The sequence below is a fragment of the Sphingomonas sp. TDK1 genome (assembly GCF_001650735.1).
Taxonomy (GTDB): Bacteria; Pseudomonadota; Alphaproteobacteria; order Sphingomonadales; family Sphingomonadaceae; genus Sphingomonas.
Genome location: NZ_LXVY01000044.1, coordinates 121,626 through 144,525 on the forward strand (window position 1 = coordinate 121,626; position 22,900 = coordinate 144,525).

Below are 22,900 nucleotides of genomic sequence, written 5' to 3' on the forward strand. Positions count from 1 at the left end.
GCGGTGCAAGCAGGACGTATCAGACGCGACGACGCTTCGAGGGGCGCACACCATTGTGCGGGATCGGCGTCACGTCCCGGATCGAGGTGATCTGAAAGCCGACGGCCTGCAGCGCGCGGAGTGCCGACTCACGGCCCGAACCCGGACCCTTGACTTCGACCTCGAGGGTGCGAACGCCGTGCTCGGCGGCCTTGCGGCCGGCGTCTTCGGCGGCGACCTGGGCTGCGTACGGGGTCGACTTGCGCGAGCCCTTGAAGCCCATCATGCCGGCCGACGACCAGCTGATCGCGTTGCCCTGCGCGTCGGTGATGGTGATCATGGTGTTGTTGAAGCTGGCGTTCACATGCGCGACGCCGGCGGTGATGTTCTTGCGTTCGCGACGGCGAATACGCTGCGGTTCACGTGCCATTTGGAATTTCCTGACCTAGAAGCTTGGTGCCTGGAGGCGCTGGGCCTCAGGGGAAGAAGTGCGCGCTGGGAAGCGCTGCTTACTTCTTCTTGCCGGCGATCGGCTTGGCCTTGCCCTTGCGGGTGCGAGCATTGGTGTGCGTGCGCTGGCCGCGGACCGGCAGGCCCTTGCGGTGACGCAGGCCGCGATAGCAGGCCAGGTCCATCAGGCGCTTGATGTTCATCGCCACCTGGCGACGAAGATCACCTTCCACCGTGTAGCCGGCGTCGATCGCTTCGCGGATCTGCAGCACTTCCTGGTCGCTCAGGTCCTGCACGCGGCGCTCCGGCGCGATGCCGAGCTGCGTGGTCAGTTCCTTGGCCTTTGCGGGGCCAATGCCGTGGATATACTGCAGCGCGATGACGACGCGCTTGTTGGTCGGGATGTTAACACCCGCAATACGTGCCATGAAATATATTCTCCCAGCTCCACGAGGCACTGCATGGCAGCGGCGCCCCATCTCGTAGCGTTGCCTTCCGAAATGCAGCCGCACGACGCACGCAGGGAGCGCCGCCGTAATCTACTGTTCCGGAAGTTGGGCGAGATACGGGGCCGCAGGCGAACTGTCAAGCGCCGCGGAGCCAGAAAATGCTGAACCCTCCTTATATAGCAAGGTTCCCGGCAGGCCAAGCGCGGCGAGGGGTGCGGCGGCGAAGCGCGTCCCGTTTCGGATAGGGGGACGCGGCTGACGCCAAGCTTTAGGGATGAGAGCCCATCGCTACTCCGACATTGTCACCCCGGCGGAAGCCGGGGTCCATTGGGGCCTCGCTATCGGCTTTTGCTGCGACCGAGCGGCGAATGAATCCCGGCTTTCGCCAGGATGACGGCGGCTTGTGGCGGGGAGCGGACCTAGCCGAGGGGCTAGATCGTTAGCGGTCATGTAGATTGAAAGTGGCAGCGTTATCGCTTGCCCGGCTTCCGCTCCTCGAAAATGATGAACGAGACTGCGCAGTAACAGAGCATCGCAGCGGAAAAGCCGACGCGCCAAATCGTGTCGGCGTGTTCAAGTAAGTTCGGAATGTGCGCAATAAGCGCGGTCATAAGCATGACCGCTATCGCGGCGAGCGCAGGTATCAGGATAAGCTTGAGGTAGCGAACCATCACTCTGGTTCCGGCTCTGAGGCTAGCTTGTGGCCTGTCACCTTCGTTAGCGGCTCATCCCAGCGCACTTCGTCCCAATCTGGCTTCATGTCTGACAAGGTGCACGGTTTCGATCATGTCCGCAATTGGGCGTTTAAGGTCTTCATCGCACGGCAGGCAAATCGATTTTCACCGCGTGTGTTTGGATCGGCGTCATCAGGAACACCACGGCACTTAGCAGGCCGACGACCCCCCAGCCGTACCTGCGCGCACGAAGATCGATTACAGCCTTGACTATGCAGTAGATGGCGGCGGCAAGAGCCCCAATATTCCACAGAAAGAAGGTCCACATGGAACGAAGCTATCGCGGCCCCCCCCGAGAACGGCAATGATCGCAAGTGGGCGGGAACAGGCATAGCAATTACCCAGAATCAAAAAAGGCGGGGATTCCCCCGCCCTTCCCGTTATCCCTGCCCGTCGAGCACCGCGGCGATCTGCCGCGTCACCTCGTCGATATCGGCCATGCCGTCGACTCGCCGGACCAGCCCCTTCTCCTCATAGAAGGGCAGGATCGGCGCGGTCTTAGCGCGGTATTCGGCCATGCGCGTGCGCACCGTTTCGGCATTGTCGTCGGGGCGGCGCTTGAACTCGGTCGAGCCGCACACGTCGCACACGCCGTCCGTCTTCGGCAGCTTGTACTTGTCGTGATAGCCCTCGCCGCACTTGGCGCAGGTGAAGCGGCCCTCGACGCGGTCGACCAGCGCCTCTTCGTTGACCAGCAGCTCGATCACATAGTCGAGCTTGCGACCGCGCTCGGAGAGCAGCCCGTCCAGCGACTCCGCCTGCGCATAGGTGCGCGGATAGCCGTCGAAGATCGCGCCCTTCTCGCTATCGGCCATGTCGAGCCGTTCGCCGATGATGCCCGAGACGATCTCGTCGGAGACGAGCTGGCCCGCCTCCATCACTGCCTTGGCCTTCAGGCCCGTGGGCGTCCCCGCCTTCACCGCGGCGCGCAGCATGTCGCCCGTCGACAGCTGCACCATGCCGCGCTCGGTCTCGAGACGCTTTGCCTGGGTGCCCTTACCGGCCCCCGGCGGACCCAACAGGATGATATTCAACAGGAGCCTCCCCTAGTACCGCCGCGCCAATCAGCGCGCGCGGCCGCCCTTCAGCTTCGCCTTCTTGATCAGATCGCCATACTGGTGGGCCAGCAGGTGCGACTGGATCTGCGTCACCGTATCCATGGTTACGTTGACGACGATGAGAAGGCTAGTGCCGCCCATCAGGAACGGGATGCTCATCGCGGAGAACGCCCATTCCGGGACCAGGCAGATGATGGTCAGATAGGCTGCACCGATCACGGTGATGCGGGTCAGCACATAGTCGAAATACAGCTCGGTGTTCTTGCCCGGGCGGATGCCGGGGACGAAACCGCCATAGCGCTTCAGATTGTCCGCGGTCTCCTCGGGGTTGAAGACCACCGCGGTGTAGAAGAACGAGAAGAAGATGATGCCGGCCGCATAGAGCGACATGTAGATCGGCGAACCGTGGCGCAACCAGATGTTCAGATTGCTGATCAGCTCGCCCCACCAGCCGTCGCCCGCCGACTGGCCGGCGAACTGGGTGATGGTCAGCGGCAGCAGCAGCAGCGACGAAGCGAAGATCGGGGGGATCACGCCGGCGGTATTGAGCTTGAGCGGCAGGTGGCTGCGCTCGGCCTGCACGCCGCGCGCGGTCTGGCGCTTCGGATACTGGATCAGGATGCGGCGCTGGGCACGCTCCATGAAGCAGATGAACAGCACTAGGATCGCGACGCCGACGATCACGAAGATCAGGCGCAGCGGATCGATCGAACCCGAGCGGCCGCTCTCGAACAGCTGGACAAGGGTGACCGGCAGGCGGGCGACGATGCCGGCCATGATGATCAGCGAGATGCCGTTGCCGATGCCGCGGCTGGTGATCTGCTCACCGATCCACATGAGGAACATCGTGCCGCCGATCAGGCTGACCACGGCGGTGAGCGTGAAGGCAAGGCCGGGCTCGACCACCGGGCTCAGGCCTTTGGCGGCACCGGCTGCCTCGAGGCCCTGCACGAGGAAGAAGCCCTGCACGGCGGTGAGCAGCACGGTGCCATAGCGTGTGTACTGGTTCAGCCGCTTGCGGCCGCTCTCGCCTTCCTTCTTGATCGCGTTGAGCTGCGGCGACAGCGAGGTCGCCAGCTGCACGACGATCGACGCGGTGATGTAGGGCATCACGCCCATCGCCACGATCGACATGCGCGACAGCGCGCCGCCGGTGAAGTTGTTGAAGAAGTCGAGCACGCCGCCCTGCGTCTGCTGCGCGAGCAGGCCGAGCGCCGTCGGGTCGATGCCCGGCAGCGGCACATAGCTCAGCATGCGGAAGACGATCAGCGCGCCGAGGGTGAACCACAGGCGCTTCTTGAGGTCGGTGGCCTTGCTGAACTTCGCCAGATTGATGCTGGAGGCCAGCTGGTCGGCTGCGGATGCCATTTCGTATCTTCGTCCCGGATAAGTGACGGGCGCTCCCCCGCCCTGCGGAGTCGCATATAGGGGTTGTGCGCGGCTTGTCTAATGGCTGCGGGCGCGGAAAGAAACCGGGCGTTGCCCCGACCTTCGCCCAACCCCTCGTCATTCCGGCGAAAGCCGGAATCCATTGGGGTTACCGGCGCGGCGCCTGCCATGACGTAGTGGCGAATGGATCCCGGCTTTCGCCGGGATGACGGACGTGGTGGAAGGCGTCGCTCACGACGCGCCTACCAGGCCCAGCACGAAGGAAGGCGGAGCCTTGGGAGCCCCGCCTTCGCATTTCGTCAGCCCTGCTTGGCGGCCTTGGCAGCGGCCTGGGCTGTGCGGTGCTTCGCCTTGTGCTTGTCAGCGGCCGGCACGATTTCCGGCACGGTGACCGAGCCACCCGCCTTCTCGACCGCCTCGCGCGCACCGGCGGAGACGCCCTGCACGGTGAAGTTCAGCTTCGCGGTGAGCGAACCCTTGCCGAGCAGACGGACGCCGTCCTTGCCGCCACGGGCGAGGCCAGCGGCCTTCAGCGCGGCGTGATCGATGTCGGTCACGGTCAGCTTGCCGGCGTCAACAGCCTTCTGGATCTCGCCCAGGTTCACCTCGGCATAGTCCTTGGCGAAGATGTTGTTGAAGCCACGCTTCGGCAGACGCATGTGGAGCGGCATCTGGCCGCCTTCGAAGCCCTTGATAGAGACGCCTTCGCGGCTCTTCTGACCCTTGACGCCGCGGCCGCCGGTCTTGCCCTTGCCCGAGCCGATACCACGGCCGATGCGCATGCGGCGATGACGGGCGCCCTGGTTGTCGTTGAGTTCGTTCAGCTTCATGATGTTTGCACTCGCTTTCGCTTTTGTCGCGCGTTGATGGGAAGCGCGGGGTCATAGCGGCGAGCGGGGGGAATGTCGACTCTTGTTTGCGATAGGCTCGGCGCGCGAAAAGGCCGGACTTTAGCAGCACCCAAAGCGCATCCCTGAGCAACCGCACAACTACTTTGCCTCCCGCGGCATCGCACCCATCAAGCTAGGCAATCGACTCGCTGTTGAGCTCGGACCTACTCCGCTGCTCGATCACCGCTGCCCGGAGCATCAAGAGCCAAACGGCCACCATGCTCGCGTATCCAGACCAGAGAAGCTCATACCAGGGCTTCCCGACAACAACCGCGCGCAACGCGTCGAACAAGAGCACACCAGCGAACCCACCCATTACCATCGTCGAAAAAATGCTGCGGACCAGACGATCAGGTCGGAAGGCAATGATGCGTGTCTTATCATTGTACTGGCGAAGACAAAGCCAGGCGATACCGAGCACGACCGGCGACGCCATAGCCGCAAGCAGGATACTGCCGAACATCGGGATCGCGATGCTGTCACCATCAGGCGGAAGCACGCCCGCCCTCAGAACCTCGGGCCAATAGACGAAGTTCAAAACTGGGAATGCGACGAGCACAACCCCGGAGAGGATCCAAAGAGATGTCGAACTTGACGGCATCCAGCGGCCACCGATCATTGCCATTTCCATCTGACGGGCCAACGCTCTGATGGCACGAGACCGACACACGGCCACGCGGCGCGTAGCTTAGCCTGACATCCCTTTAGCACATCGCACAAAACGAAAAAGGGCGGTGGTTGCCCACCGCCCTCTTCGTTTTGTCGCCTGGTTCGGCGGACCGAAGGCTCAGCCCTCGATCACCTCGACCATGTGCGGCAGCTTGCGGATCATGCCGCGGACCTCGGGGGTGTCCTCGAGCTCCGAAACCTTGTGCATCTTGTTGAGGCCAAGGCCGATCAGCGTCGCGCGCTGATCCTTGGTGCGGCGGATCGGCGAGCCGGTCTGCTTGATCTTGATCTTCGCCATGATCGTTTACTCCGTAACGGCCGCAGCGTCCGCCTCGGCGGTCTGCGAACCACCGCGGCCGAGCAGGTCGGCGATCTTCTTGCCACGGCGCTGCGCGACCGACTTCGGCGAAGTCTGCTCACCCAGTGCCTCGAACGTGGCGCGGATCATGTTGTACGGGTTCGAGGTGCCGACCGACTTGGTCACCACGTCGGCCACGCCCAGCGATTCGAAGATCGCGCGCATCGGGCCGCCGGCGATGATGCCGGTACCCTGCGGCGCCGAACGGACGGTCACGCGGCCTGCGCCGAAGTGGCCGTTGCCGTCGTGGTGCAGCGTGCGGCCTTCCTTCAGCGGAACGCGGATCATCGCCTTCTTCGCCGAAGCGGTCGCCTTCGAGATGGCTTCCGGCACTTCGCGCGCCTTGCCATGACCGAAGCCGACACGGCCCTTGCCGTCGCCGACGACGACGAGTGCTGCGAAGCCGAAGCGCTTGCCGCCCTTCACCGTCTTCGAGACGCGGTTGATGTGGACGAGCTTTTCGATCAGCTCCTCGCCACCGTCGTCCTGCGGACCACCGCGACGATCGTCGCGACGACCACGGTTGCCATCGCGACCGCCACGGCCGCGGTTGTCACCGCCGCCGCCCGGGCCGCCACGGCCACGGCCGCCACGCGAACCACGACCCTGCTGCTGCTGGTCGGGAGCCGCCTGGCCGGCGTCCTGCGCCTCGACCGGTGCTTCGGTCGTGTTGATTTCATCGGCCATCTTAGAACTCCAATCCGCTCTCACGCGCGGCATCCGCCAGCGCCTTGACGCGACCATGGTAGAGGAAGCCACCGCGGTCGAAGACGACCTGGGTGATGCCTGCGGCCTTGGCGGCCTCGGCAACGCGCTTGCCCACTTCCTGTGCCGCGGCGATCGTGGCGCCGGTCTGGCCACGCACGTCCTTCTCGAGCGTGGAAGCCGAGGCGACGGTGCGACCCGCGGCGTCGTCGATCACCTGGGCATAGATGTGCTTGCCCGAGCGATGGATCGACAGACGAGGACGGCCACCGGCCCGCGCACGCAGCGCGGTACGGTTGCGGCGACGACGCTTTTCGAAAAGCGAAAGACCCTTGGTGCTGATCACTTCTTCTTCCCTTCCTTGCGGAAGATGAATTCGCCATCGTACTTGATGCCCTTGCCCTTATAGGGCTCCGGCTTGCGCCAACGGCGGATTTCCGCGGCCACCTGGCCGACCTTCTGCTTGTCGATGCCCGAGATCTCGACCGTGGTCTGATCCGGCGTCTTGATCTCGATCCCTTCCGGAATGTCGAAGTTGACGTCGTGCGAATAGCCGAGCTGCAGCTTCAGGACCTTGCCCTGCGAAGCAGCGCGGTAGCCCACGCCGGTGATCAGCAGCTTCTTGGTGAAGCCGGTGGTCACGCCGGTGACGAGGTTCTGCACCAGGGTACGCTGCATGCCCCAGAAGGCACGCGCGCGCTTGGTCTCGTTCGCCGGCTGCACCGAGATGCCGCCGTCGGTCACTTCGTACTTGATGTCGTCCGCGAGCGGCATGGTGAGGGTGCCCTTGGGCCCCTTCACCGAGATCTGCCCGCCGTCGACGGTCGCGGTCACGCCCGCGGGGACGGGAACCGGCTTCTTACCGATGCGGCTCATCAGAACACCTCCGCGAGCACTTCGCCGCCGACATTCTGTTCGCGCGCTTCGGCGTCGGACAGAACGCCGCGAGGCGTCGAGACGATCGTGATGCCCAGGCCGTTACGGACGCGCGGAAGCTCCTGCGAACCCGAATAGACACGGCGGCCGGGCTTCGAGATGCGCGCGACGTGCTTGATCGCCGGCTGGCCCTCGAAATACTTCAGCTCGATGCGGATGCCGGCCGCGGGGCCCATCTGCTCTTCGCTGTAGCCACGGATATAGCCCTCGCGCTGAAGCACGTCGAGGACACGGACACGCAACTTCGACGCCGGCGTGAGGACAGAGTCCTTGCGCGCGCGCTGACCGTTGCGGATGCGGGTGAGCATGTCACCCAGGGGATCGGTCACTGCCATCTTGCGTGTCCTTTACCAGCTCGACTTCGTGACACCCGGGATCAGGCCCTTGTTGGCCAGATCGCGCAGCATGACACGTGCGAGACGGAACTTGCGGTAATAAGCGCGGGGACGACCCGTCAGCTCACACCGGTTGCGAATGCGGGTCGGGTTCCCGTTGCGGGGAATCTCGGCCATCTTGAGCCGTGCGATGAGACGCTCGGTCTCATCCAGGCTTTCGTCGTTCGCAATCGCCTTGAGCTTCGCATACTTGCCGGCGTACTTCTTCACCAGCTGCTTGCGACGCTCGTTCTTGTTGATCGAACTCAGTTTCGCCATGACTTAAGTTCTTCCTTCCTTACGCCGCCTGCTTCGTTTCGCCGTCCGCCTGCGGGAACGGGAAACCGAAGAGACGGAGAAGCTCGCGAGCCTCGTCATCCGTCTTGGCAGTGGTGGTAACGATCACGTCCATGCCGCGCACCTTGTCGATGCGGTCATAGTTGATTTCGGGGAACACGAGCTGTTCCTTCAGGCCGCAGGCATAGTTGCCACGACCGTCGAACGACTTCGGGTTCAGGCCGCGGAAGTCGCGGACGCGCGGGAGCGCGATCGTGATGAAACGATCGAGGAACTCGTACATGCGCTCACGACGAAGGGTAACCTTCGCACCGATCGGCATGCCCTCACGCAGCTTGAACTGCGCGATCGACTTCTTCGCCTTGGTCACGACGGGCTTCTGGCCGGCGATCAGTTCCATTTCAGAAGCGGCCTGCTCGACCTTCTTCTTGTCCTGGGTGGCTTCGCCAACGCCCATGTTCAGCACGATCTTTTCGATCCGCGGAATTTCCATGACGTTCTTGTAGCCGAACTTCTCGGTCATCGCTTTGACGATCTGCTCGTCATAGAGCTTGCGCAGGCGAGGCGTGTACTTGTCAGCCATTGATGACCTCCCCGGTCTTGACGGCGACGCGAACCTTCTTGCCGTCACGTTCTTCGAAGCGGACGCGGGTCGGCTTGCCGTCGGCGGTCACGTGCGCGACCTTCGAGACATGCAGCGGCGCTTCGATGCGCACCAGGCCACCCTGGGGCTCGCCCTGGGTCGGCTTCTTGTGGCGAACGGCAATGTTCACGCCGGAAACGACGACCTTGTCGTCCTTCGGCAGCGACTTGACGACCTCACCGGTCTTGCCCTTGTCCTTGCCGGACAGAACAACGACCTTGTCGCCCTTCTTGATCTTGGCAGCAGCCATCACAGCACCTCGGGGGCGAGCGAAATGATCTTCATGAAGCCCTTCGAGCGGAGCTCGCGGACCACCGGGCCAAAGATACGGGTGCCGATCGGCTCCTCGTTCTTGTTGACCAGCACGGCGGCGTTACCGTCGAAACGGATCACCGAGCCGTCGGTGCGGCGGATGTCCTTCGCCGTGCGGACGATAACCGCACGGTGGACGTCACCCTTCTTAACCTTGCCGCGGGGAGCGGCTTCCTTGATGCTGACGACGATGACGTCGCCCACGCCGGCGAAGCGACGCTTCGACCCGCCCAGCACCTTGATGCACTGCACCCGCTTCGCGCCGCTGTTGTCAGCGACGTCGAGATTGGACTGCATCTGGATCATCGATCCGGTTCCTTCTCGTTTGGCCTGCCGGGACGCGCCCGGTGGTTCCGTTTCTAATGCGTCACCCCGGCCTCACGGCCGGGGCACCAAAGCGGCGGCCTATGACCGCAACTCGAGTTCTCCGCAAGAGCGGAGATGACGATTATGCGTCGACCGTGTTCGGCGTCGCGTGGGTATCAACCCGCCCGATCACCTTCCAGGTCTTCAGCTTGGAGATCGGCGCAGTCTCTTCGATGCGCACGGTCTCGCCGGCCTTGTACTCATTCGCCTCGTCATGGGCGTGGTACTTCTTCGAGCGGCGGATGATCTTCCCGTAGAGCGGGTGCTTCACCTTACGCTCCACCAGAACCACCACGGTCTTGTCGCCCTTGTCCGAGACGACATTTCCGGTCAGCACGCGCTTCGGCATGGTCTCGGTCCTCTTACTTGGCAGTCGAGCGCGAGCGCTCGTTCTGCAGCGTCTTGATACGGGCGATGTCGCGACGCACTTCCCGCACGCGGGTCGGCTTCTCGAGCTGGCTGGTGGCCGCCTGGAAGCGCAGGTTGAACTGCTCGCGCTTCAGGTTGCCCAGCTGCTCAGCGAGCTGGTCGTCGGTGTTGGCCCGAAAGTCGGTTGCCTTGGTCATTTCTCTCAGCCCTCCAGGTGCGTCGTGTCGCCGAGGCGGGCGACGACCTTGGTCTTGATCGGCAGCTTCATCGCGGCGCGCTCGAACGCTTCCGCGGCGAGCGGACCGGGAACGCCGTCCAGCTCGAACAGGATGCGGCCCGGCTTGACGCGGGCGACCCAGAACTCCGGCGAACCCTTACCCGAGCCCATGCGGACTTCGGCGGGCTTCGACGAAACCGGAACATCCGGGAAGATGCGGATCCAGAGACGACCCTGACGCTTGATGTGACGCGTGATCGCGCGGCGAGCCGCCTCGATCTGGCGCGCGGTGATCCGCTCGGGCTCCATCGCCTTCAGGCCATAGGAGCCGAAGTTGAGCGCCGTACCACCCTTGGCGTCGCCATGGATGCGGCCCTTGAAGGCCTTACGGAACTTGGTGCGCTTCGGTTGCAGCATTGTTCTGTCCTAGTCCTTAGCGGCGATGATCGTCGCGCGACGGGCGCACGCCCGAGGTCTGTGCCTCGAGGTTCAGCCGGTCCTGCGCCATCGGATCGTGACCGAGGATTTCGCCCTTGAAGATCCAGACCTTCACGCCACACACGCCATAGGCGGTGTGGGCTTCGGCCTCGGCATAGTCGACGTTCGCGCGCAGCGTGTGCAGCGGAACGCGGCCTTCGCGGTACCATTCGGTGCGGGCGATTTCCGCGCCGCCCAGACGGCCGGCGCAGGTGATACGAATGCCCTCGGCGCCGAGACGGAGTGCCGACTGCACCGCGCGCTTCATCGCACGACGGAACGCGATACGGCGCTCCAGCTGGTCCGCCACGCCCTGCGCGACGAGCTTCGCATCGACTTCCGGCTTGCGGATCTCGACGATGTTGAGCGAGACGTCGGACGAGGTCATCGCGCCGAGCGTCTTGCGCAGCTTCTCGATGTCCGCGCCCTTCTTGCCGATGATCACGCCGGGGCGTGCCGCGAAGATCGAGATGCGGCACAGCTTGGCCGGACGCTCGATGACCACCTTCGAGATCGCAGCCTGCGGCAGCGTCTTGAGGATGAACTTGCGGATCTTGAGGTCCTCCAGCAGCAGACGGCCATAGTCGTGGCCTTCCGCGAACCAGCGGCTGTCCCAAGTGCGGTTGATCTGCAGGCGCAGACCGATGGGATTGCTCTTCTGACCCATTATGCTTCTTCCTGCTCGCGCACGACGATGCGCAGACGGCTGAACGGCTTCAGGATGCGGGTGGACTTGCCACGGCCGCGCGTCGCGAAGCGCTTCATCGTGATCGACTTGCCGACCGACGCCTCGGCGACGACGAGCGCGTCGACGTCGAGGTTGTGGTTGTTCTCGGCGTTGGCGATGGCCGAAGCCAGCACCTTGCGGGCATCGACCGCCATCGCCTTCTTCGAGAAGGCGAGGATGTTCATCGCTTCCGCGGCGGTGCGGCCACGGATCAGACCGGCAACCAGGTTCAGCTTCTGGGCCGAACCACGGATCTGGGTGGCGACGGCAAGGGCTTCCTTGTCGCCGACCTTACGGGGGGCTGCCTGCTTGCTCATTAGCGCTTACCCTTCTTGTCGGCGGCGTGGCCGGGGAAGAAGCGGGTCGGCGCGAACTCGCCGAGCTTCATGCCGACCATTTCCTCGTTGACCGACACCGGCACGAACTTGCGGCCGTTGTAGACGTTGAACGTCAGACCAACGAACTGCGGGAGGATCGTCGAGCGACGCGACCAGGTCTTGATCGGACCAGCGCGCGTGCCCTGATCCTGGGCGGCTTCTGCCTTCTTGAGAAGGTGCAGGTCCACGAACGGACCCTTCCATACGGAGCGAGCCATCTATCAGCCCTTCTTCTTCGCGTGACGCGAACGGATGATCATCTTGTCCGTCGCCTTGTTGTGGCGGGTGCGCGCACCCTTGGTCGGCTTGCCCCACGGGGTAACCGGGTGACGGCCGCCCGAGGTACGGCCTTCACCACCGCCGTGCGGGTGGTCGACCGGGTTCTTCGCAACACCGCGGGTGAGCGGACGCGCACCCTGCCAGCGGCTACGACCGGCCTTGCCGAAGTTCTGGTTCTGGTTGTCGGGGTTCGACACCGCACCCACGGTCGCCATGCAGGCGGCGTGGATGTAGCGCTGCTCGCCCGAGCCCAGACGCACGATCACCATGCCGCGGTCACGACCGACCACCTGGACGTACGCACCGGCCGAACGGGCGATCTGACCGCCCTTGCCCGGCTTCATCTCCACATTGTGGACGATGGTGCCGACCGGCATCTGGCCCAGCTCCATGGCGTTGCCCGGCTTCACGTCGGTCTTCTTGCCCGCGATCACCTTGTCGCCGACAGCGAGACGCTGCGGGGCGATGATGTAGGCCAGACGATCCTTGCCGGCTTCGTCGGCGCCGTAGTTGATCAGCGCGATGAAGGCGGTGCGGTTCGGGTCATACTCGATCCGCTCGACGGTGCCTTCGACGTCCCACAGGCGGCGCTTGAAATCGACGATGCGATAGCGCTGCTTGTGACCGCCGCCGATACCACGCGAGGTGACATGGCCCTTGTTGTTGCGGCCGCCGGTCTTCGTCTTGCCTTCGGTCAGCGCCTTGACGGGGCGACCCTTGAAAAGCTGCGAGCGGTCGATCAGGATCAGCCCGCGGACGCCCGGCGACGTCGGATTATAGTTCTTGAGCGCCATGGTCTCAGATCCCCGTGGTCACGTCGATCTGTTCGCCCTGGGCGAGCGTCACGACCGCTTTCTTAAAGTCCGAACGGCGGTAGGGCGCGCCCTTCCACTTCTTGGTCTTGCCCTTCTGGACGAGGGTGTTCACGCCGGTGACCTTGACGTTGAACAGCGCCTCGACGGCAGCCTTGATCTCCGGCTTGGTCGCGTCGTTGGCGACCTTGAAGACCACGGCGTTCGCCTCGGAGACGAGCGTCGACTTTTCGGTGATGTGCGGGGCGAGCACCACGTCGTAGTGACGGATGTCGACCGGCTTGGACTGCTTAGCCATTGAAGCGCGCCTCCAGCTTCTCGACGGCAGCGCGGGTCAGGACCAGCGTGTCGCTCTTCAGGATGTCGTAGACGTTGGCGCCGATCGCCGGCAGCACGTCCACCTGGTGCAGGTTGCCTGCCGCCAGCGCGAAGCTGTTCTCGATGGTGTCGCCATCGATCACAAGGGCCTTCTTGCCGAAGCCCAGCTTCTCGAGGTTGCCGGCCAGGACCTTGGTCTTGCCGTTCTCGACGACCAGGCTGTCCATGACGATCAGCGAACCCGCCTTGGCGTGGCTCGACAGCGCCATCTTCAGGCCCAGCGCGCGGATCTTCTTGTTCAGCGACGGATTGAAGTCGCGAACACGGGCACCGTGCGCCTTACCACCGCCGATGAACACCGGCGCGCGGCGATCGCCGTGACGCGCGGTACCACCGCCCTTCTGGCGGCCCCACTTCTTGCCCGAACGCGCAACGTCCGAACGCTCGCGGGTGCCGCGGGCAGTGCCGCGACGCTTCTCGAGCTGCCAGGTGACGACGCGGTGCAGGATGTCGGCGCGCGGATCGAGACCAAAGATCTCGTCGTTGAGCTCGATATCGCCCTTCTCGGCGGCGTCGAGGGTTTGAACCTTGACCTTCACTTAGCCCTCCTGGCCTTCGGTGGCTTCCGGAGCGGCCACGGCGGGCGCTTCGGCGGGAGCCTCGTTGCTGTTCGCGACGGCCTTCAGACCGGCGGGGTACGGCGCCTCGGCGTGACGGGCGACCTTGACGGCGTCCTTCACGATCAGCCAGCCGCCCTTCGAGCCCGGAACCGAACCCTTGACGAAGATCAGGCCGCGCTCGGCATCGGTGCCGACCACTTCCAGATTCTGCTGGGTGCGATTGCGGTCGCCCATGTGACCGGCCATCTTCTTGTTCTTGAAGACGCGACCCGGATCCTGGCGGTTACCGGTCGAACCGTGCGAACGGTGCGAGACGGAAACGCCGTGGGTGGCGCGCAGACCGCCGAAGCCCCAACGCTTCATGGCGCCGGCGAAACCCTTACCCTGGGTACGGCCCGACACGTCGACCAGCTGGCCTGCGACGAAATGGTCGGCCGAGATTTCGGCGCCCACGTCCAGCAGACCATCTTCCTCGACGCGGAATTCGCAGAGGATCGCCTTCGGCTCGACTTCGGCCTTGCCGAAGTGGCCGCGCTGCGGCTTGGCGACGTTCTTGGCCTTCGCCGTGCCGGCGCCGACCTGAACGGCCACATAGCCATCCTTGTCGGTGGTGCGCTGTGCCACCACCTGGACGCCTTCCAGTGCCAGAACGGTCACCGGCACGTGCCGGCCGTCGTCCTGGAACAGGCGGGTCATCCCCATCTTCTTCGCGATAACGCCAGTGCGCATCGGCCTGTTGCTCCTATTACAGAGGCACCCCCGGGACCATTCCCGCGGGTGCGTGTTCAACCCTGAATGTTTTACTGCGAAGCCCCCGTCCGGGCTGAACCTCCATCTTGCGATGGAAGAGACGGGGGACGCAGGCCCGGCCACTCGAAAGCCGCCGGCGGTATCCCTTGTCGCTGCGGGCCTGGTCGGCCCGCCACTCCTTGCGTTGGATCGGGAAACGATCCGGTCGAGGAGGATGGCGACTCCACGAGGGAGTCGCGAATCTCGAAGAAGCGGCGCCTTTACGTCAGCTAGGCTTCCATGTCCACCGCATTAAAGGGTGAACGCCAAAAGCCCCCGCGAAGCGCGGGGGCTGGAGCCGGCTCAGGCCAGCTTGATCTCGACGTCGACGCCGGCGGCCAGGTCGAGCTTCATGAGCGCGTCCACGGTCTGCGGGGTCGGCTGAACGATGTCGAGCATGCGCTTGTAGGTGCGCGTCTCGAACTGCTCGCGCGACTTCTTATCGATGTGCGGACCACGGTTGACCGTGAACTTGTCGATGTGAGTCGGGAGCGGGATGGGGCCACGGATGAGGGCGCCGGTACGGCGGGCGGTGTCGGCAATGTCGCCGGCAGCCTGATCGAGCACGCGGTGATCGAACGCCTTGAGGCGAATGCGGATATTCTGCGTTTCCATGGTCCTACCGATGCGAAAGAGCGGGGCAACGCACCCAATTGCCATCCCGGCGAAGCCCCGGCCCCTGCCCCATCCGCTGCTAGAGCGATTCGGGCGGCGCCGGTTGAACCGGAACGGCGGCTGGATGGCCGCCTCTTGCTGTTGAACTCAAAACTCGAAGGGCGCGCCTTTAACGGGCCTTCTATAAAAAGGCAACCGCCCGACACTCATTTTCTGAGTGCCGGGCGGAACCTTTTTGCAGTCACCTGCGGGCTTGCGCCCGCAAATGCTTACTTGTCGATCGAGGCAACCACGCCCGCGCCGACGGTACGACCGCCCTCACGGATGGTGAAGCGCTGGCCGACGTCCATGGCGATCGGCGCGATCAGCTTGACGCCGAGCGCGATGTTGTCGCCCGGCATCACCATCTCGGTGCCCTCGGGCAGCTCGACGGTGCCGGTCACGTCCGTGGTACGGAAGTAGAACTGCGGACGATAGTTCGCGAAGAACGGCGTGTGACGGCCGCCCTCGTCCTTCGACAGGACGTACACTTCCGACTTGAACTCGGTGTGCGGCTTGATCGAGCCCGGCTTCGCCAGAACCTGACCACGCTCCACTTCGTCGCGAGCGACGCCGCGCAGCAGCGCACCGACGTTGTCGCCGGCCTGGCCCTGGTCGAGCAGCTTGCGGAACATTTCGACGCCCGTGACGGTGGTCTTGCGGGTGTCGTGAATGCCGACGATCTCGACTTCTTCACCAACCTTGATGATGCCGGTTTCGACACGGCCGGTCACCACGGTGCCGCGACCCGAGATCGAGAACACGTCTTCGATCGGCATCATGAACGGCTTGTCGAGCGGACGCTCCGGCTCCGGGATCGACTCGTCGACAGCGGCCATGAGCGCCAGGATGGCGTCCTTGCCGAGCTTGTCGTCGGTCGCGTTCAGAGCGGCAGTCGCCGAACCACGGATGATCGGAATGTTGTCGCCGTCGAACTCACGCTTGGAGAGCTCTTCGCGGATTTCCATCTCGACCAGCTCGAGGATTTCCTCGTCGTCGACCAGGTCGCACTTGTTGAGGAACACGACCATGGTCGGCACGCCGACCTGACGGGCGAGCAGGATGTGCTCCTTGGTCTGCGGCATCGGACCGTCGGTCGCTGCCACCACCAGGATCGCGCCGTCCATCTGCGCTGCGCCGGTGATCATGTTCTTCACGTAGTCGGCGTGACCCGGGCAGTCGACGTGCGCGTAGTGACGGCTGTTCGTCTCATACTCGACGTGCGCGGTCGAGATGGTGATGCCGCGCTCGCGCTCTTCCGGAGCCTTGTCGATGTTCGCGAAATCGACCGCTGCGTTGCCCGCAACGTTCTCCGCCAGGATCTTCGTGATCGCAGCCGTCAGCGACGTCTTGCCATGGTCGACGTGACCGATGGTGCCGATGTTGAGGTGCGGTTTGCTCCGATCGAACTTTGCCTTCGCCATTGTCTTCCTACCTTCTGATTCAATTTCCCGTGCCGCCATGGGGACTCGCGAGAACGCGGCCCCATAGCGGCTGTTTTCCGATTACGCCAGCTTTGCCTTCACTTCGTCGGCGACGTTGGCGGGCACTTCGTCATAGTGCGAGAACTGCATCGTGTACTGCGCGCGGCCCTGAGTGAACGAGCGGAGCGCGTTCACATAGCCGAACATGTTCGCCAGCGGCACCATGGCAGTGACGGCCTGCGCGTTACCGCGGGTGTCCGTGCCCTGGATCTGGCCACGACGGCTGTTCATGTCGCCGATGACGTCGCCCAGATAGTCTTCCGGGGTGACGACTTCGACCTTCATGATCGGCTCGAGCAGCTTGATGCCGGACTTCTGCGCCGCTTCGCGCATCGCTGCACGGGCGGTGATTTCGAACGCCAGCGCCGACGAGTCGACGTCGTGGTACGCACCGTCATACAGCAGCACTTCGAAGTCGATGATCGGGAAGCCGACCAGCGAGCCCGTAGCTGCCGTCTCGCGGAAGCCCTTCTCGATCGCGGGGATATATTCCTTCGGAATGTTACCGCCCTTGATCTCGTCCTTGAAGACGAAGCCCGAACCGCGCTCGCCCGGCGTCAGCTTGACCTTGACGCGACCGAACTGGCCGGTGCCGCCCGACTGCTTCTTGTGCGTATAGTCGATGTCGACCGGCTTCGCGAGATATTCGCGATACGCCACCTGCGGCGCGCCGACGTTTGCCTCGACCTTGAACTCGCGCTTCATGCGGTCGACCAGGATCTCGAGATGGAGCTCGCCCATGCCCTTGATGATGGTCTGGCCGCTCTCCGAGTCGGACGAGACGCGGAACGACGGGTCCTCGCGGGCAAGACGATTGAGCGCGACGCCCATCTTTTCCTGGTCCGCCTTGGTCTTCGGCTCCACCGACAGCTCGATCACGGGCTCGGGGAATTCCATCCGCTCGAGGATGATCGGGGCGTTCTGCGCGCAGAGCGTGTCACCGGTCGTGGTATCCTTGAGGCCGGCGAGCGCGACGATGTCGCCCGCATAGGCTTCCTGGATGTCCTCACGGCTGTTCGCATGCATCAGCAGCATGCGGCCGACCTTTTCCTTCTTGTCCTTCACCGAGTTCATCACGGTGGTGGCCGCTTCGAGCTTGCCCGAATAGATGCGCGCGAAGGTAAGGGTGCCGACGAACGGGTCGTTCATGATCTTGAACGCCAGCGCCGCGAACGGCTCCGTATCCGAGGACGGACGCTCGTCCGGCGTCTCGCCGTCGAGCTTCACGCCCTTGATCGCCGGAACGTCGAGCGGGCTCGGCAGATAGTCGATCACCGAGTCGAGCAGGGGCTGCACGCCCTTGTTCTTGAACGCCGAACCACACACAACCGGGACGAACGCCATCTCGAGCGTGCCCTTGCGGATCAGGCGCTTGAGGTCGGCGACGCTCGGCTCGTTGCCTTCGAGATAGGCTTCCATCAGCTCGTCATCGAGCTCGACGGCCATCTCGATCAGGTCGCTGCGATACTTCGCGGCCTTCTCGGCGAGATCCGCCGGGATTTCCTGATATTCGAACTTCGCACCCAGGCTCTCTTCGAGCCAGATGATCGCGCGGTTCTCGACCAGGTCGACGAGACCCTTGAAGCCGCCCTCGATGCCGATCGGGAGATACAGCACCGCCGGACGCGCGCCTAGGCGGTCGACGATCGAGTTCACGCAGAAATAGAAGTCGGCGCCGGTGCGGTCGAGCTTGTTGATGAAGCACATGCGCGGCACGCCGTACTTGTCGGCCTGGCGCCACACGGTTTCCGACTGCGGCTCAACGCCGGCAACGCCGTCGAAGCACGCAACCGCACCGTCGAGCACGCGCAGCGAACGCTCGACTTCGATGGTGAAGTCGACGTGGCCGGGGGTGTCGATGATGTTGATGCGGTGCTCTTCGCCCTTGCCGTCGGCAGCGCGCCAGAAGCACGTGGTAGCAGCAGACGTGATCGTGATCCCGCGCTCCTGCTCCTGCTCCATCCAGTCCATCGTCGCGGTGCCTTCGTGCACTTCGCCGATCTTGTAGGACTTGCCGGTGTAATAAAGGATGCGCTCGGTCGTGGTCGTCTTACCGGCGTCGATATGGGCCATGATGCCGATGTTGCGGTAACGCTCGAGCGGATGGCTGCGGGCCATGATCGTGGTTTCCTTGAAAATTTGGGGAGCCGGACCGTCCGGCTCCCCAATATGTAGGGTCGAAAGTTACCAGCGGTAGTGGCTGAAGGCGCGGTTCGCTTCCGCCATGCGGTGCGTGTCTTCGCGCTTCTTCACCGCGTTGCCGCGGTTGTTCGCCGCATCCATCAGCTCACCCGAAAGACGGGCGGCCATGGTGTGCTCGCTGCGGTTGCGGGCCGAGGTGATCAGCCAGCGGATCGCGAGCGCCTGCGCACGCTCCGGACGAACCTCGACCGGAACCTGGTAGGTCGCACCGCCGACGCGGCGGCTGCGGACTTCGATGCCGGGCTTCACGTTGTTCAGCGCGTCATGGAACACGCCGATCGGCTCGCGCTTCGCGCGCTGCTCGACGGTCTGGAGAGCGCCATAGACGATCGCTTCCGCGACTGCCTTCTTGCCGTCCAGCATGACCGAATTCATGAACTTCGACAGAACCTGATCCCCATAGACGGGATCGGGCAGGATTTCCCGCTTTTCGGGACGACGACGACGTGCCATCTCACATAATTCCTTCTGATCTTCAGCCGATCCGGAACATGTCCGGGGCTTACTATGGCCTGATTACTTCGGACGCTTCGCGCCGTACTTCGAACGGCTCTGCTTACGATCCTTGACGCCCTGCGTATCGAGCACGCCGCGAAGGACGTGGTAGCGGACGCCGGGAAGATCGCGCACACGACCACCGCGGATGAGCACCACCGAGTGCTCCTGCAGGTTGTGGCCTTCGCCCGGGATGTAGCTGATGACTTCGCGGCTGTTGGTCAGACGGACCTTCGCCACCTTGCGAAGTGCCGAGTTCGGCTTCTTCGGGGTCGTCGTGTACACGCGGGTGCAGACACCGCGCTTCTGCGGGTTCTGTTCCATCGCAGGGACCTTGGACTTGGCCTTCTGCGGTTCGCGGCCCTTGCGGACCAGCTGGTTAATCGTCGGCATGAAGCCCTTCACCTTTCAGATGGTTACTTTGCTGGAGCCCTGTTGGACAGAATACGAAAAAGCCCCGAAGGCCTCAGCCCCCCGGGCGATTGCGTCTCCAGCAACGTTCAGCTCTTTGTACCCAAGGCAGGAATCGCCCTACCCGGAACCGGGCGGCCTATACCGATGCGGGGCGATCCGGTCAACAGCGCCGCCCCTCGGGCCGCCGCAGCCCTGGCGTTAACCCTTTCCAGGGGCTGATCGCCGACGACAGCTGTGCTAGCCCGCCTACCGAATGGGTTCAACATGGGGATGTGGCGCATGTTCAACGGCAATCGCAATCGGGACAATCGCGCAGCGTCCGCGGGGAGCACTGCGCAGGCCAACGCGCGTCGTGGGCAGTTCTCGGTGCTCGGCGCCGATATCGTCATCACCGGCAACCTCGTCGCCACGTCGGACCTGCATATCGACGGGCGGATCGAGGGCGACGTCCGCTGCGGCAGCCTGGTGCAGGGCGCCGAAAGCCAGATCTTCGGCCGAATCGAGGCCGAGGACGCACGGCTCGCGGGATCGGTCGAAGGGTCGGTACACGCCGGTCAGCTCACAGTCGAGCGCACCGCGCGGATCACCGGCGATGTCGAATATGAGACGATCATGGTCGAACAGGGCGGCCATATCGACGGCCGGCTCAAGCATATCGGCGGCGCGTCCGCCACGGTCGCGCCGCCGGTGCTGATCAAGGCTAGCGAGGAAGCGGCCTGAGCCCCTTCCCCCGAGTCTTACATGCCCTTGATCATGTCGTAGTGCTTGGAAATGACGGGCTCGGCATCCTTCGCGAAGTCGCGCAGCTGCGCCACGTCGCCGCCCTGGGCATAGGCCTGCACCGCGTCGAGCGCCTTGCGGTGCGCGACGACCTGCTGGTTCTTGTACGCGGTGTCGAACTGCGTGCCGGTCGCCGATTCGAGCGTCTTCAGGTTCGCCTGCTGCTCGTCGGTCATCGCCGGTGCAGGGGTGATCGCCGGGCTCGCCTTGCCGCTTGCGGTCTTCAGCATGGCGGTGGACTTGGTGTGATCCTCGACCATCTGCTTGCCGAAGCTCTTGAGGTCGGCGGTCGTCGCCTTTTGCTGGGCGAGCTTGCCCGCGGCGATCTCGAAGGCGTCGCTCGCCGCGACGGTGTTGGCGAAGTCCTGCCCGGTCATCGGCGCGGCCGCCATGGCGTTGCCGTCCATGCCGTTCATTGCGCCCATATTGTCGCCCATGCTTGTCTCGCTGGCGGGAACGTTGGTGATCGTGTCGCCGCTGTTCATGGCGTCGGTGCCGCCATTGCTGTTGCCGCCGCAGGCAGCGAGCGCGAAGATCGGGGCGGCGCTCAGGATCAACAGGTGTTTCTTCGTCATTCAGACCTCCTCGTTTCCGGGACCGAACGCCCCGCCCCCGGCCGCGTTCCGAAACGGGCACCTTATGTATTTGAGTTAGAAACATAAGTTATGGAATTTCGCAGACGGGCGATCCGGCACGGCACAGCTCGCCGACAAATTGGTGCGGTGCAGCGCGATTGGTGCGCCGCGCAAACTTACGTTACTTGGTATCCATTTCCAGGTTAAATTCGATGCCTAGGTGAGGAGCCTCACTGCAAGAGGATTCCCACGATGCACCAGGATGAACGAACCCGCCGCATGGAGCGCCTGCGAAGCTCGATCGCGCTGCTGCTGTTCGGGCTGGGCACGCTCGCCTTCCTGATCGCGATTGACCGCCCAGAGTGGTTCCACCTTCGCCCGGGGAGCGGCACCGCCGCCGCCATGTCGCACGCATCGACGCCGGCAACCGACCGGAACGACGGCTGATCGGACCTACAAACGTTTTCGCGCGTATAGTCCGCCCATGATCGTCACCACCGCTCCCCGCGCCAAACAGGTCCTCCGCGAAATCTGGATGCCCTTGGCGCTACTGTTCCTCTGGGACGTAATCGTCACCATCATCTACTATGTGCTTCCGTTCCGCGCACCTTCGCTGCCGCTGACGCTATTCGGATCTGTGTTGGCGCTGTTCCTCGGCTTCCGCTCAAACTCCGCCTATCAGCGCTGGTGGGAGGGGCGCGGGTTGTGGGGGTTGATGATCAACGCGAGCCGCAACCTGGCGCGGATGGCGCGCAACTATCTGCCCGACGGCGAGGCGGTGGATCTCAAGCGCACCATCGTGCTGCGCCAGATCGCCTATGTGAACGCCTTGCGCTGCCAGCTGCGCCGCCAGCCGGCAGACCAGGAGGTGCTGCGCTTCCTCTCCAAGGGCGAGGCCGATTTCGCGCTGGCCCGCACCAACATCGCCAACGGCATCGTCGACGGCACCGGCCGCCGGATCGAGATCGCCCGATCGAAGGGCTGGATCAATCCGATGCAGCAGAACTCGATGGAAAGCGTGCTGATCGATATCGCCAATGCCCAGGGCGGCATGGAGCGGCTGAAGAACACGCCGCTGCCGATGCAATTCCGCTTCGTGCCGACCGCCTTCACGCACATCTTCTGCGTGCTGCTGCCGATCGGGCTGGTCGAGACGCTCGGCGTGGCGACGCCGCTGGGCTCTACCATCGCGGGATTGATGTTCCTCGCGGTGCTGGCGATCGGCGACGACCTGGTCGATCCGTTCGCCAATACCGTCCACGACCTGCCGCTGAACTCGATGTGTCGCACGATCGAAATCGACCTGCTGCAATCGATCGGCGACCCCGCCCCCGAGCCGGCGAAACCCGACAAGCAAGGGGTGCTGTGGTGAGCCGGAGAGGTGCGCCCAGCACGGTATCCCGTCGAAAGCCGGGATGACGCTTGTTGGGCCGGGTTGCCGCCCCCCCCTTCTACCGCTACAGCGCGCGGCGTAACGGGTGCCCTCCCCCGACGGGAGGGTGAAAAGGGAAGTCGGTCCAAAGTCCGGCGCTGCCCCCGCAACTGTAGCCGGTGAGCCGGCGTGCCAATCTGCCACTGGAGCCTTCATGGTTCCGGGAAGGCGGCGCGCCAGCGATGACCCGGGAGCCAGGAGACCTGCCCGCTACGGTCGATTCCTTCACGCGGGCGGGGTGCACCGGGTGATCGGGGCTGAAATCCCCGC

Annotated in this window: 36 protein-coding genes and 1 riboswitch; of the genes, 3 read left to right on the forward strand and 33 right to left on the reverse strand. The window is 64.0% G+C overall.

The window, feature by feature from the left end; all coding sequences use genetic code 11:
- Positions 1–19: 19 nt before the first annotated feature.
- From rpsK to rpsL, 32 genes are all read right to left on the reverse strand, one after another.
- On the reverse strand, positions 20–409 hold the full coding sequence (gene rpsK, locus A7X12_RS20575; RefSeq protein ID WP_010545745.1) for a 30S ribosomal protein S11: 390 nt from the start codon (positions 407–409) through the stop codon (positions 20–22).
- Positions 410–488: 79 nt separating this feature from the next.
- The gene (rpsM, locus tag A7X12_RS20580) at positions 489–857 is read right to left on the reverse strand and encodes a 30S ribosomal protein S13 (protein WP_010545744.1); all 369 of its coding nucleotides are present in this window, start codon (positions 855–857) and stop codon (positions 489–491) included.
- 491 nt (positions 858–1,348) lie between these two features.
- Positions 1,349–1,549, reverse strand: coding sequence for a hypothetical protein (locus A7X12_RS20585; protein ID WP_064313326.1), 201 nt, complete (start codon positions 1,547–1,549; stop codon positions 1,349–1,351).
- Positions 1,550–1,691: 142 nt separating this feature from the next.
- Entirely contained in the window at positions 1,692–1,880 is a 189-nt protein-coding gene (locus A7X12_RS20590; RefSeq protein WP_064313327.1) for a hypothetical protein, read from the reverse strand.
- 112 nt (positions 1,881–1,992) lie between these two features.
- Positions 1,993–2,646 (reverse strand): adenylate kinase, encoded by a 654-nt coding sequence (locus tag A7X12_RS20595; protein WP_064313328.1) that lies wholly within the window; start codon positions 2,644–2,646, stop codon positions 1,993–1,995.
- A gap of 30 nt (positions 2,647–2,676) precedes the next feature.
- On the reverse strand, positions 2,677–4,038 hold the full coding sequence (secY, locus tag A7X12_RS20600) for a preprotein translocase subunit SecY (RefSeq protein WP_064313329.1): 1,362 nt from the start codon (positions 4,036–4,038) through the stop codon (positions 2,677–2,679).
- A 320-nt stretch (positions 4,039–4,358) separates the two neighbouring features.
- On the reverse strand, positions 4,359–4,889 hold the full coding sequence (rplO, locus tag A7X12_RS20605; RefSeq protein ID WP_064313330.1) for a 50S ribosomal protein L15: 531 nt from the start codon (positions 4,887–4,889) through the stop codon (positions 4,359–4,361).
- 193 nt (positions 4,890–5,082) lie between these two features.
- Positions 5,083–5,568, reverse strand: coding sequence for a hypothetical protein (locus tag A7X12_RS20610; RefSeq protein WP_157105667.1), 486 nt, complete (start codon positions 5,566–5,568; stop codon positions 5,083–5,085).
- Positions 5,569–5,736: 168 nt separating this feature from the next.
- Positions 5,737–5,916, reverse strand: a complete 180-nt coding sequence (gene rpmD, locus A7X12_RS20615) for a 50S ribosomal protein L30 (RefSeq protein WP_064313332.1) — start codon at positions 5,914–5,916, stop codon at positions 5,737–5,739.
- Between the two features lie 6 nt (positions 5,917–5,922).
- The gene (rpsE, locus tag A7X12_RS20620; protein ID WP_064313333.1) at positions 5,923–6,663 is read right to left on the reverse strand and encodes a 30S ribosomal protein S5; all 741 of its coding nucleotides are present in this window, start codon (positions 6,661–6,663) and stop codon (positions 5,923–5,925) included.
- A gap of 1 nt (position 6,664) precedes the next feature.
- Positions 6,665–7,024, reverse strand: a complete 360-nt coding sequence (gene rplR, locus A7X12_RS20625; protein WP_174539078.1) for a 50S ribosomal protein L18 — start codon at positions 7,022–7,024, stop codon at positions 6,665–6,667.
- On the reverse strand, positions 7,024–7,557 hold the full coding sequence (gene rplF / locus A7X12_RS20630) for a 50S ribosomal protein L6 (protein ID WP_064313335.1): 534 nt from the start codon (positions 7,555–7,557) through the stop codon (positions 7,024–7,026). The genes rplR and rplF overlap by 1 nt, the downstream gene beginning before the upstream one ends.
- Positions 7,557–7,952 carry a 30S ribosomal protein S8 gene (gene rpsH / locus A7X12_RS20635; protein WP_010545734.1) on the reverse strand — a complete coding sequence of 132 codons (396 nt, stop codon included), beginning with the start codon at positions 7,950–7,952 and terminating at the stop codon, positions 7,557–7,559. Before rpsH ends, rplF begins: the two co-directional genes overlap by 1 nt.
- Before the next feature lie 12 nt (positions 7,953–7,964).
- The gene (rpsN, locus tag A7X12_RS20640) at positions 7,965–8,270 is read right to left on the reverse strand and encodes a 30S ribosomal protein S14 (RefSeq protein WP_010545733.1); all 306 of its coding nucleotides are present in this window, start codon (positions 8,268–8,270) and stop codon (positions 7,965–7,967) included.
- A 19-nt stretch (positions 8,271–8,289) separates the two neighbouring features.
- Positions 8,290–8,871: a 50S ribosomal protein L5 gene (gene rplE, locus A7X12_RS20645; RefSeq protein ID WP_010545732.1), complete on the reverse strand. Its 582-nt coding sequence runs from the start codon at positions 8,869–8,871 to the stop codon at positions 8,290–8,292.
- Positions 8,864–9,181: a 50S ribosomal protein L24 gene (gene rplX, locus A7X12_RS20650; RefSeq protein ID WP_064313336.1), complete on the reverse strand. Its 318-nt coding sequence runs from the start codon at positions 9,179–9,181 to the stop codon at positions 8,864–8,866. The genes rplE and rplX overlap by 8 nt, the downstream gene beginning before the upstream one ends.
- On the reverse strand, positions 9,181–9,549 hold the full coding sequence (gene rplN / locus A7X12_RS20655; RefSeq protein ID WP_010545730.1) for a 50S ribosomal protein L14: 369 nt from the start codon (positions 9,547–9,549) through the stop codon (positions 9,181–9,183). Before rplN ends, rplX begins: the two co-directional genes overlap by 1 nt.
- A gap of 142 nt (positions 9,550–9,691) precedes the next feature.
- Complete coding sequence (gene rpsQ, locus A7X12_RS20660) at positions 9,692–9,958, reverse strand: 30S ribosomal protein S17 (protein ID WP_064313337.1); 267 nt, start codon at positions 9,956–9,958, stop codon at positions 9,692–9,694.
- A gap of 13 nt (positions 9,959–9,971) precedes the next feature.
- Positions 9,972–10,175 carry a 50S ribosomal protein L29 gene (gene rpmC, locus A7X12_RS20665; RefSeq protein WP_010545728.1) on the reverse strand — a complete coding sequence of 68 codons (204 nt, stop codon included), beginning with the start codon at positions 10,173–10,175 and terminating at the stop codon, positions 9,972–9,974.
- Positions 10,176–10,180: 5 nt separating this feature from the next.
- On the reverse strand, positions 10,181–10,612 hold the full coding sequence (gene rplP, locus A7X12_RS20670; RefSeq protein WP_064313338.1) for a 50S ribosomal protein L16: 432 nt from the start codon (positions 10,610–10,612) through the stop codon (positions 10,181–10,183).
- A gap of 16 nt (positions 10,613–10,628) precedes the next feature.
- On the reverse strand, positions 10,629–11,339 hold the full coding sequence (gene rpsC / locus A7X12_RS20675) for a 30S ribosomal protein S3 (protein ID WP_010545726.1): 711 nt from the start codon (positions 11,337–11,339) through the stop codon (positions 10,629–10,631).
- Positions 11,339–11,716 (reverse strand): 50S ribosomal protein L22, encoded by a 378-nt coding sequence (gene rplV / locus A7X12_RS20680; RefSeq protein WP_010545725.1) that lies wholly within the window; start codon positions 11,714–11,716, stop codon positions 11,339–11,341. Before rplV ends, rpsC begins: the two co-directional genes overlap by 1 nt.
- Positions 11,716–11,994, reverse strand: a complete 279-nt coding sequence (rpsS, locus tag A7X12_RS20685) for a 30S ribosomal protein S19 (protein WP_010545724.1) — start codon at positions 11,992–11,994, stop codon at positions 11,716–11,718. The genes rplV and rpsS overlap by 1 nt, the downstream gene beginning before the upstream one ends.
- Positions 11,995–11,997: 3 nt before the next feature.
- Entirely contained in the window at positions 11,998–12,849 is an 852-nt protein-coding gene (rplB, locus tag A7X12_RS20690) for a 50S ribosomal protein L2 (RefSeq protein ID WP_010545723.1), read from the reverse strand.
- Positions 12,850–12,853: 4 nt separating this feature from the next.
- Complete coding sequence (locus tag A7X12_RS20695; protein ID WP_010545722.1) at positions 12,854–13,165, reverse strand: 50S ribosomal protein L23; 312 nt, start codon at positions 13,163–13,165, stop codon at positions 12,854–12,856.
- Positions 13,158–13,784: a 50S ribosomal protein L4 gene (rplD, locus tag A7X12_RS20700; RefSeq protein WP_064313339.1), complete on the reverse strand. Its 627-nt coding sequence runs from the start codon at positions 13,782–13,784 to the stop codon at positions 13,158–13,160. Before rplD ends, A7X12_RS20695 begins: the two co-directional genes overlap by 8 nt.
- Positions 13,785–14,534 carry a 50S ribosomal protein L3 gene (gene rplC, locus A7X12_RS20705; protein ID WP_064313340.1) on the reverse strand — a complete coding sequence of 250 codons (750 nt, stop codon included), beginning with the start codon at positions 14,532–14,534 and terminating at the stop codon, positions 13,785–13,787.
- Positions 14,535–14,897: 363 nt separating this feature from the next.
- A complete protein-coding gene (gene rpsJ / locus A7X12_RS20710; protein WP_010545719.1) occupies positions 14,898–15,209 on the reverse strand; it encodes a 30S ribosomal protein S10 in 312 nt (103 codons plus the stop codon).
- Between the two features lie 269 nt (positions 15,210–15,478).
- Positions 15,479–16,672, reverse strand: coding sequence for an elongation factor Tu (gene tuf / locus A7X12_RS20715; RefSeq protein ID WP_064313341.1), 1,194 nt, complete (start codon positions 16,670–16,672; stop codon positions 15,479–15,481).
- 81 nt (positions 16,673–16,753) lie between these two features.
- Positions 16,754–18,850: an elongation factor G gene (gene fusA, locus A7X12_RS20720; RefSeq protein WP_064313342.1), complete on the reverse strand. Its 2,097-nt coding sequence runs from the start codon at positions 18,848–18,850 to the stop codon at positions 16,754–16,756.
- A 66-nt stretch (positions 18,851–18,916) separates the two neighbouring features.
- A complete protein-coding gene (rpsG, locus tag A7X12_RS20725) occupies positions 18,917–19,387 on the reverse strand; it encodes a 30S ribosomal protein S7 (RefSeq protein WP_064313343.1) in 471 nt (156 codons plus the stop codon).
- A gap of 63 nt (positions 19,388–19,450) precedes the next feature.
- Positions 19,451–19,822: a 30S ribosomal protein S12 gene (rpsL, locus tag A7X12_RS20730; RefSeq protein ID WP_010545715.1), complete on the reverse strand. Its 372-nt coding sequence runs from the start codon at positions 19,820–19,822 to the stop codon at positions 19,451–19,453.
- 300 nt (positions 19,823–20,122) lie between these two features.
- Between rpsL and A7X12_RS20735 the strand changes: the two genes are divergently transcribed.
- A complete protein-coding gene (locus tag A7X12_RS20735; protein WP_064313490.1) occupies positions 20,123–20,563 on the forward strand; it encodes a bactofilin family protein in 441 nt (146 codons plus the stop codon).
- A gap of 17 nt (positions 20,564–20,580) precedes the next feature.
- Here A7X12_RS20735 and A7X12_RS20740 read toward each other — a convergent pair whose 3' ends face one another.
- Entirely contained in the window at positions 20,581–21,198 is a 618-nt protein-coding gene (locus tag A7X12_RS20740; RefSeq protein WP_084445835.1) for a DUF4142 domain-containing protein, read from the reverse strand.
- 252 nt (positions 21,199–21,450) lie between these two features.
- Here A7X12_RS20740 and A7X12_RS20745 point away from each other — a divergent pair, with 252 nt between their 5' ends.
- Positions 21,451–21,645 carry a hypothetical protein gene (locus tag A7X12_RS20745; protein WP_064313344.1) on the forward strand — a complete coding sequence of 65 codons (195 nt, stop codon included), beginning with the start codon at positions 21,451–21,453 and terminating at the stop codon, positions 21,643–21,645.
- A 37-nt stretch (positions 21,646–21,682) separates the two neighbouring features.
- Positions 21,683–22,570 (forward strand): bestrophin family protein, encoded by an 888-nt coding sequence (locus A7X12_RS20750; protein WP_064313345.1) that lies wholly within the window; start codon positions 21,683–21,685, stop codon positions 22,568–22,570.
- Positions 22,571–22,657: 87 nt separating this feature from the next.
- Positions 22,658–22,855: riboswitch (cobalamin riboswitch) on the forward strand.
- The last annotated feature ends 45 nt before the right edge of the window (positions 22,856–22,900 follow it).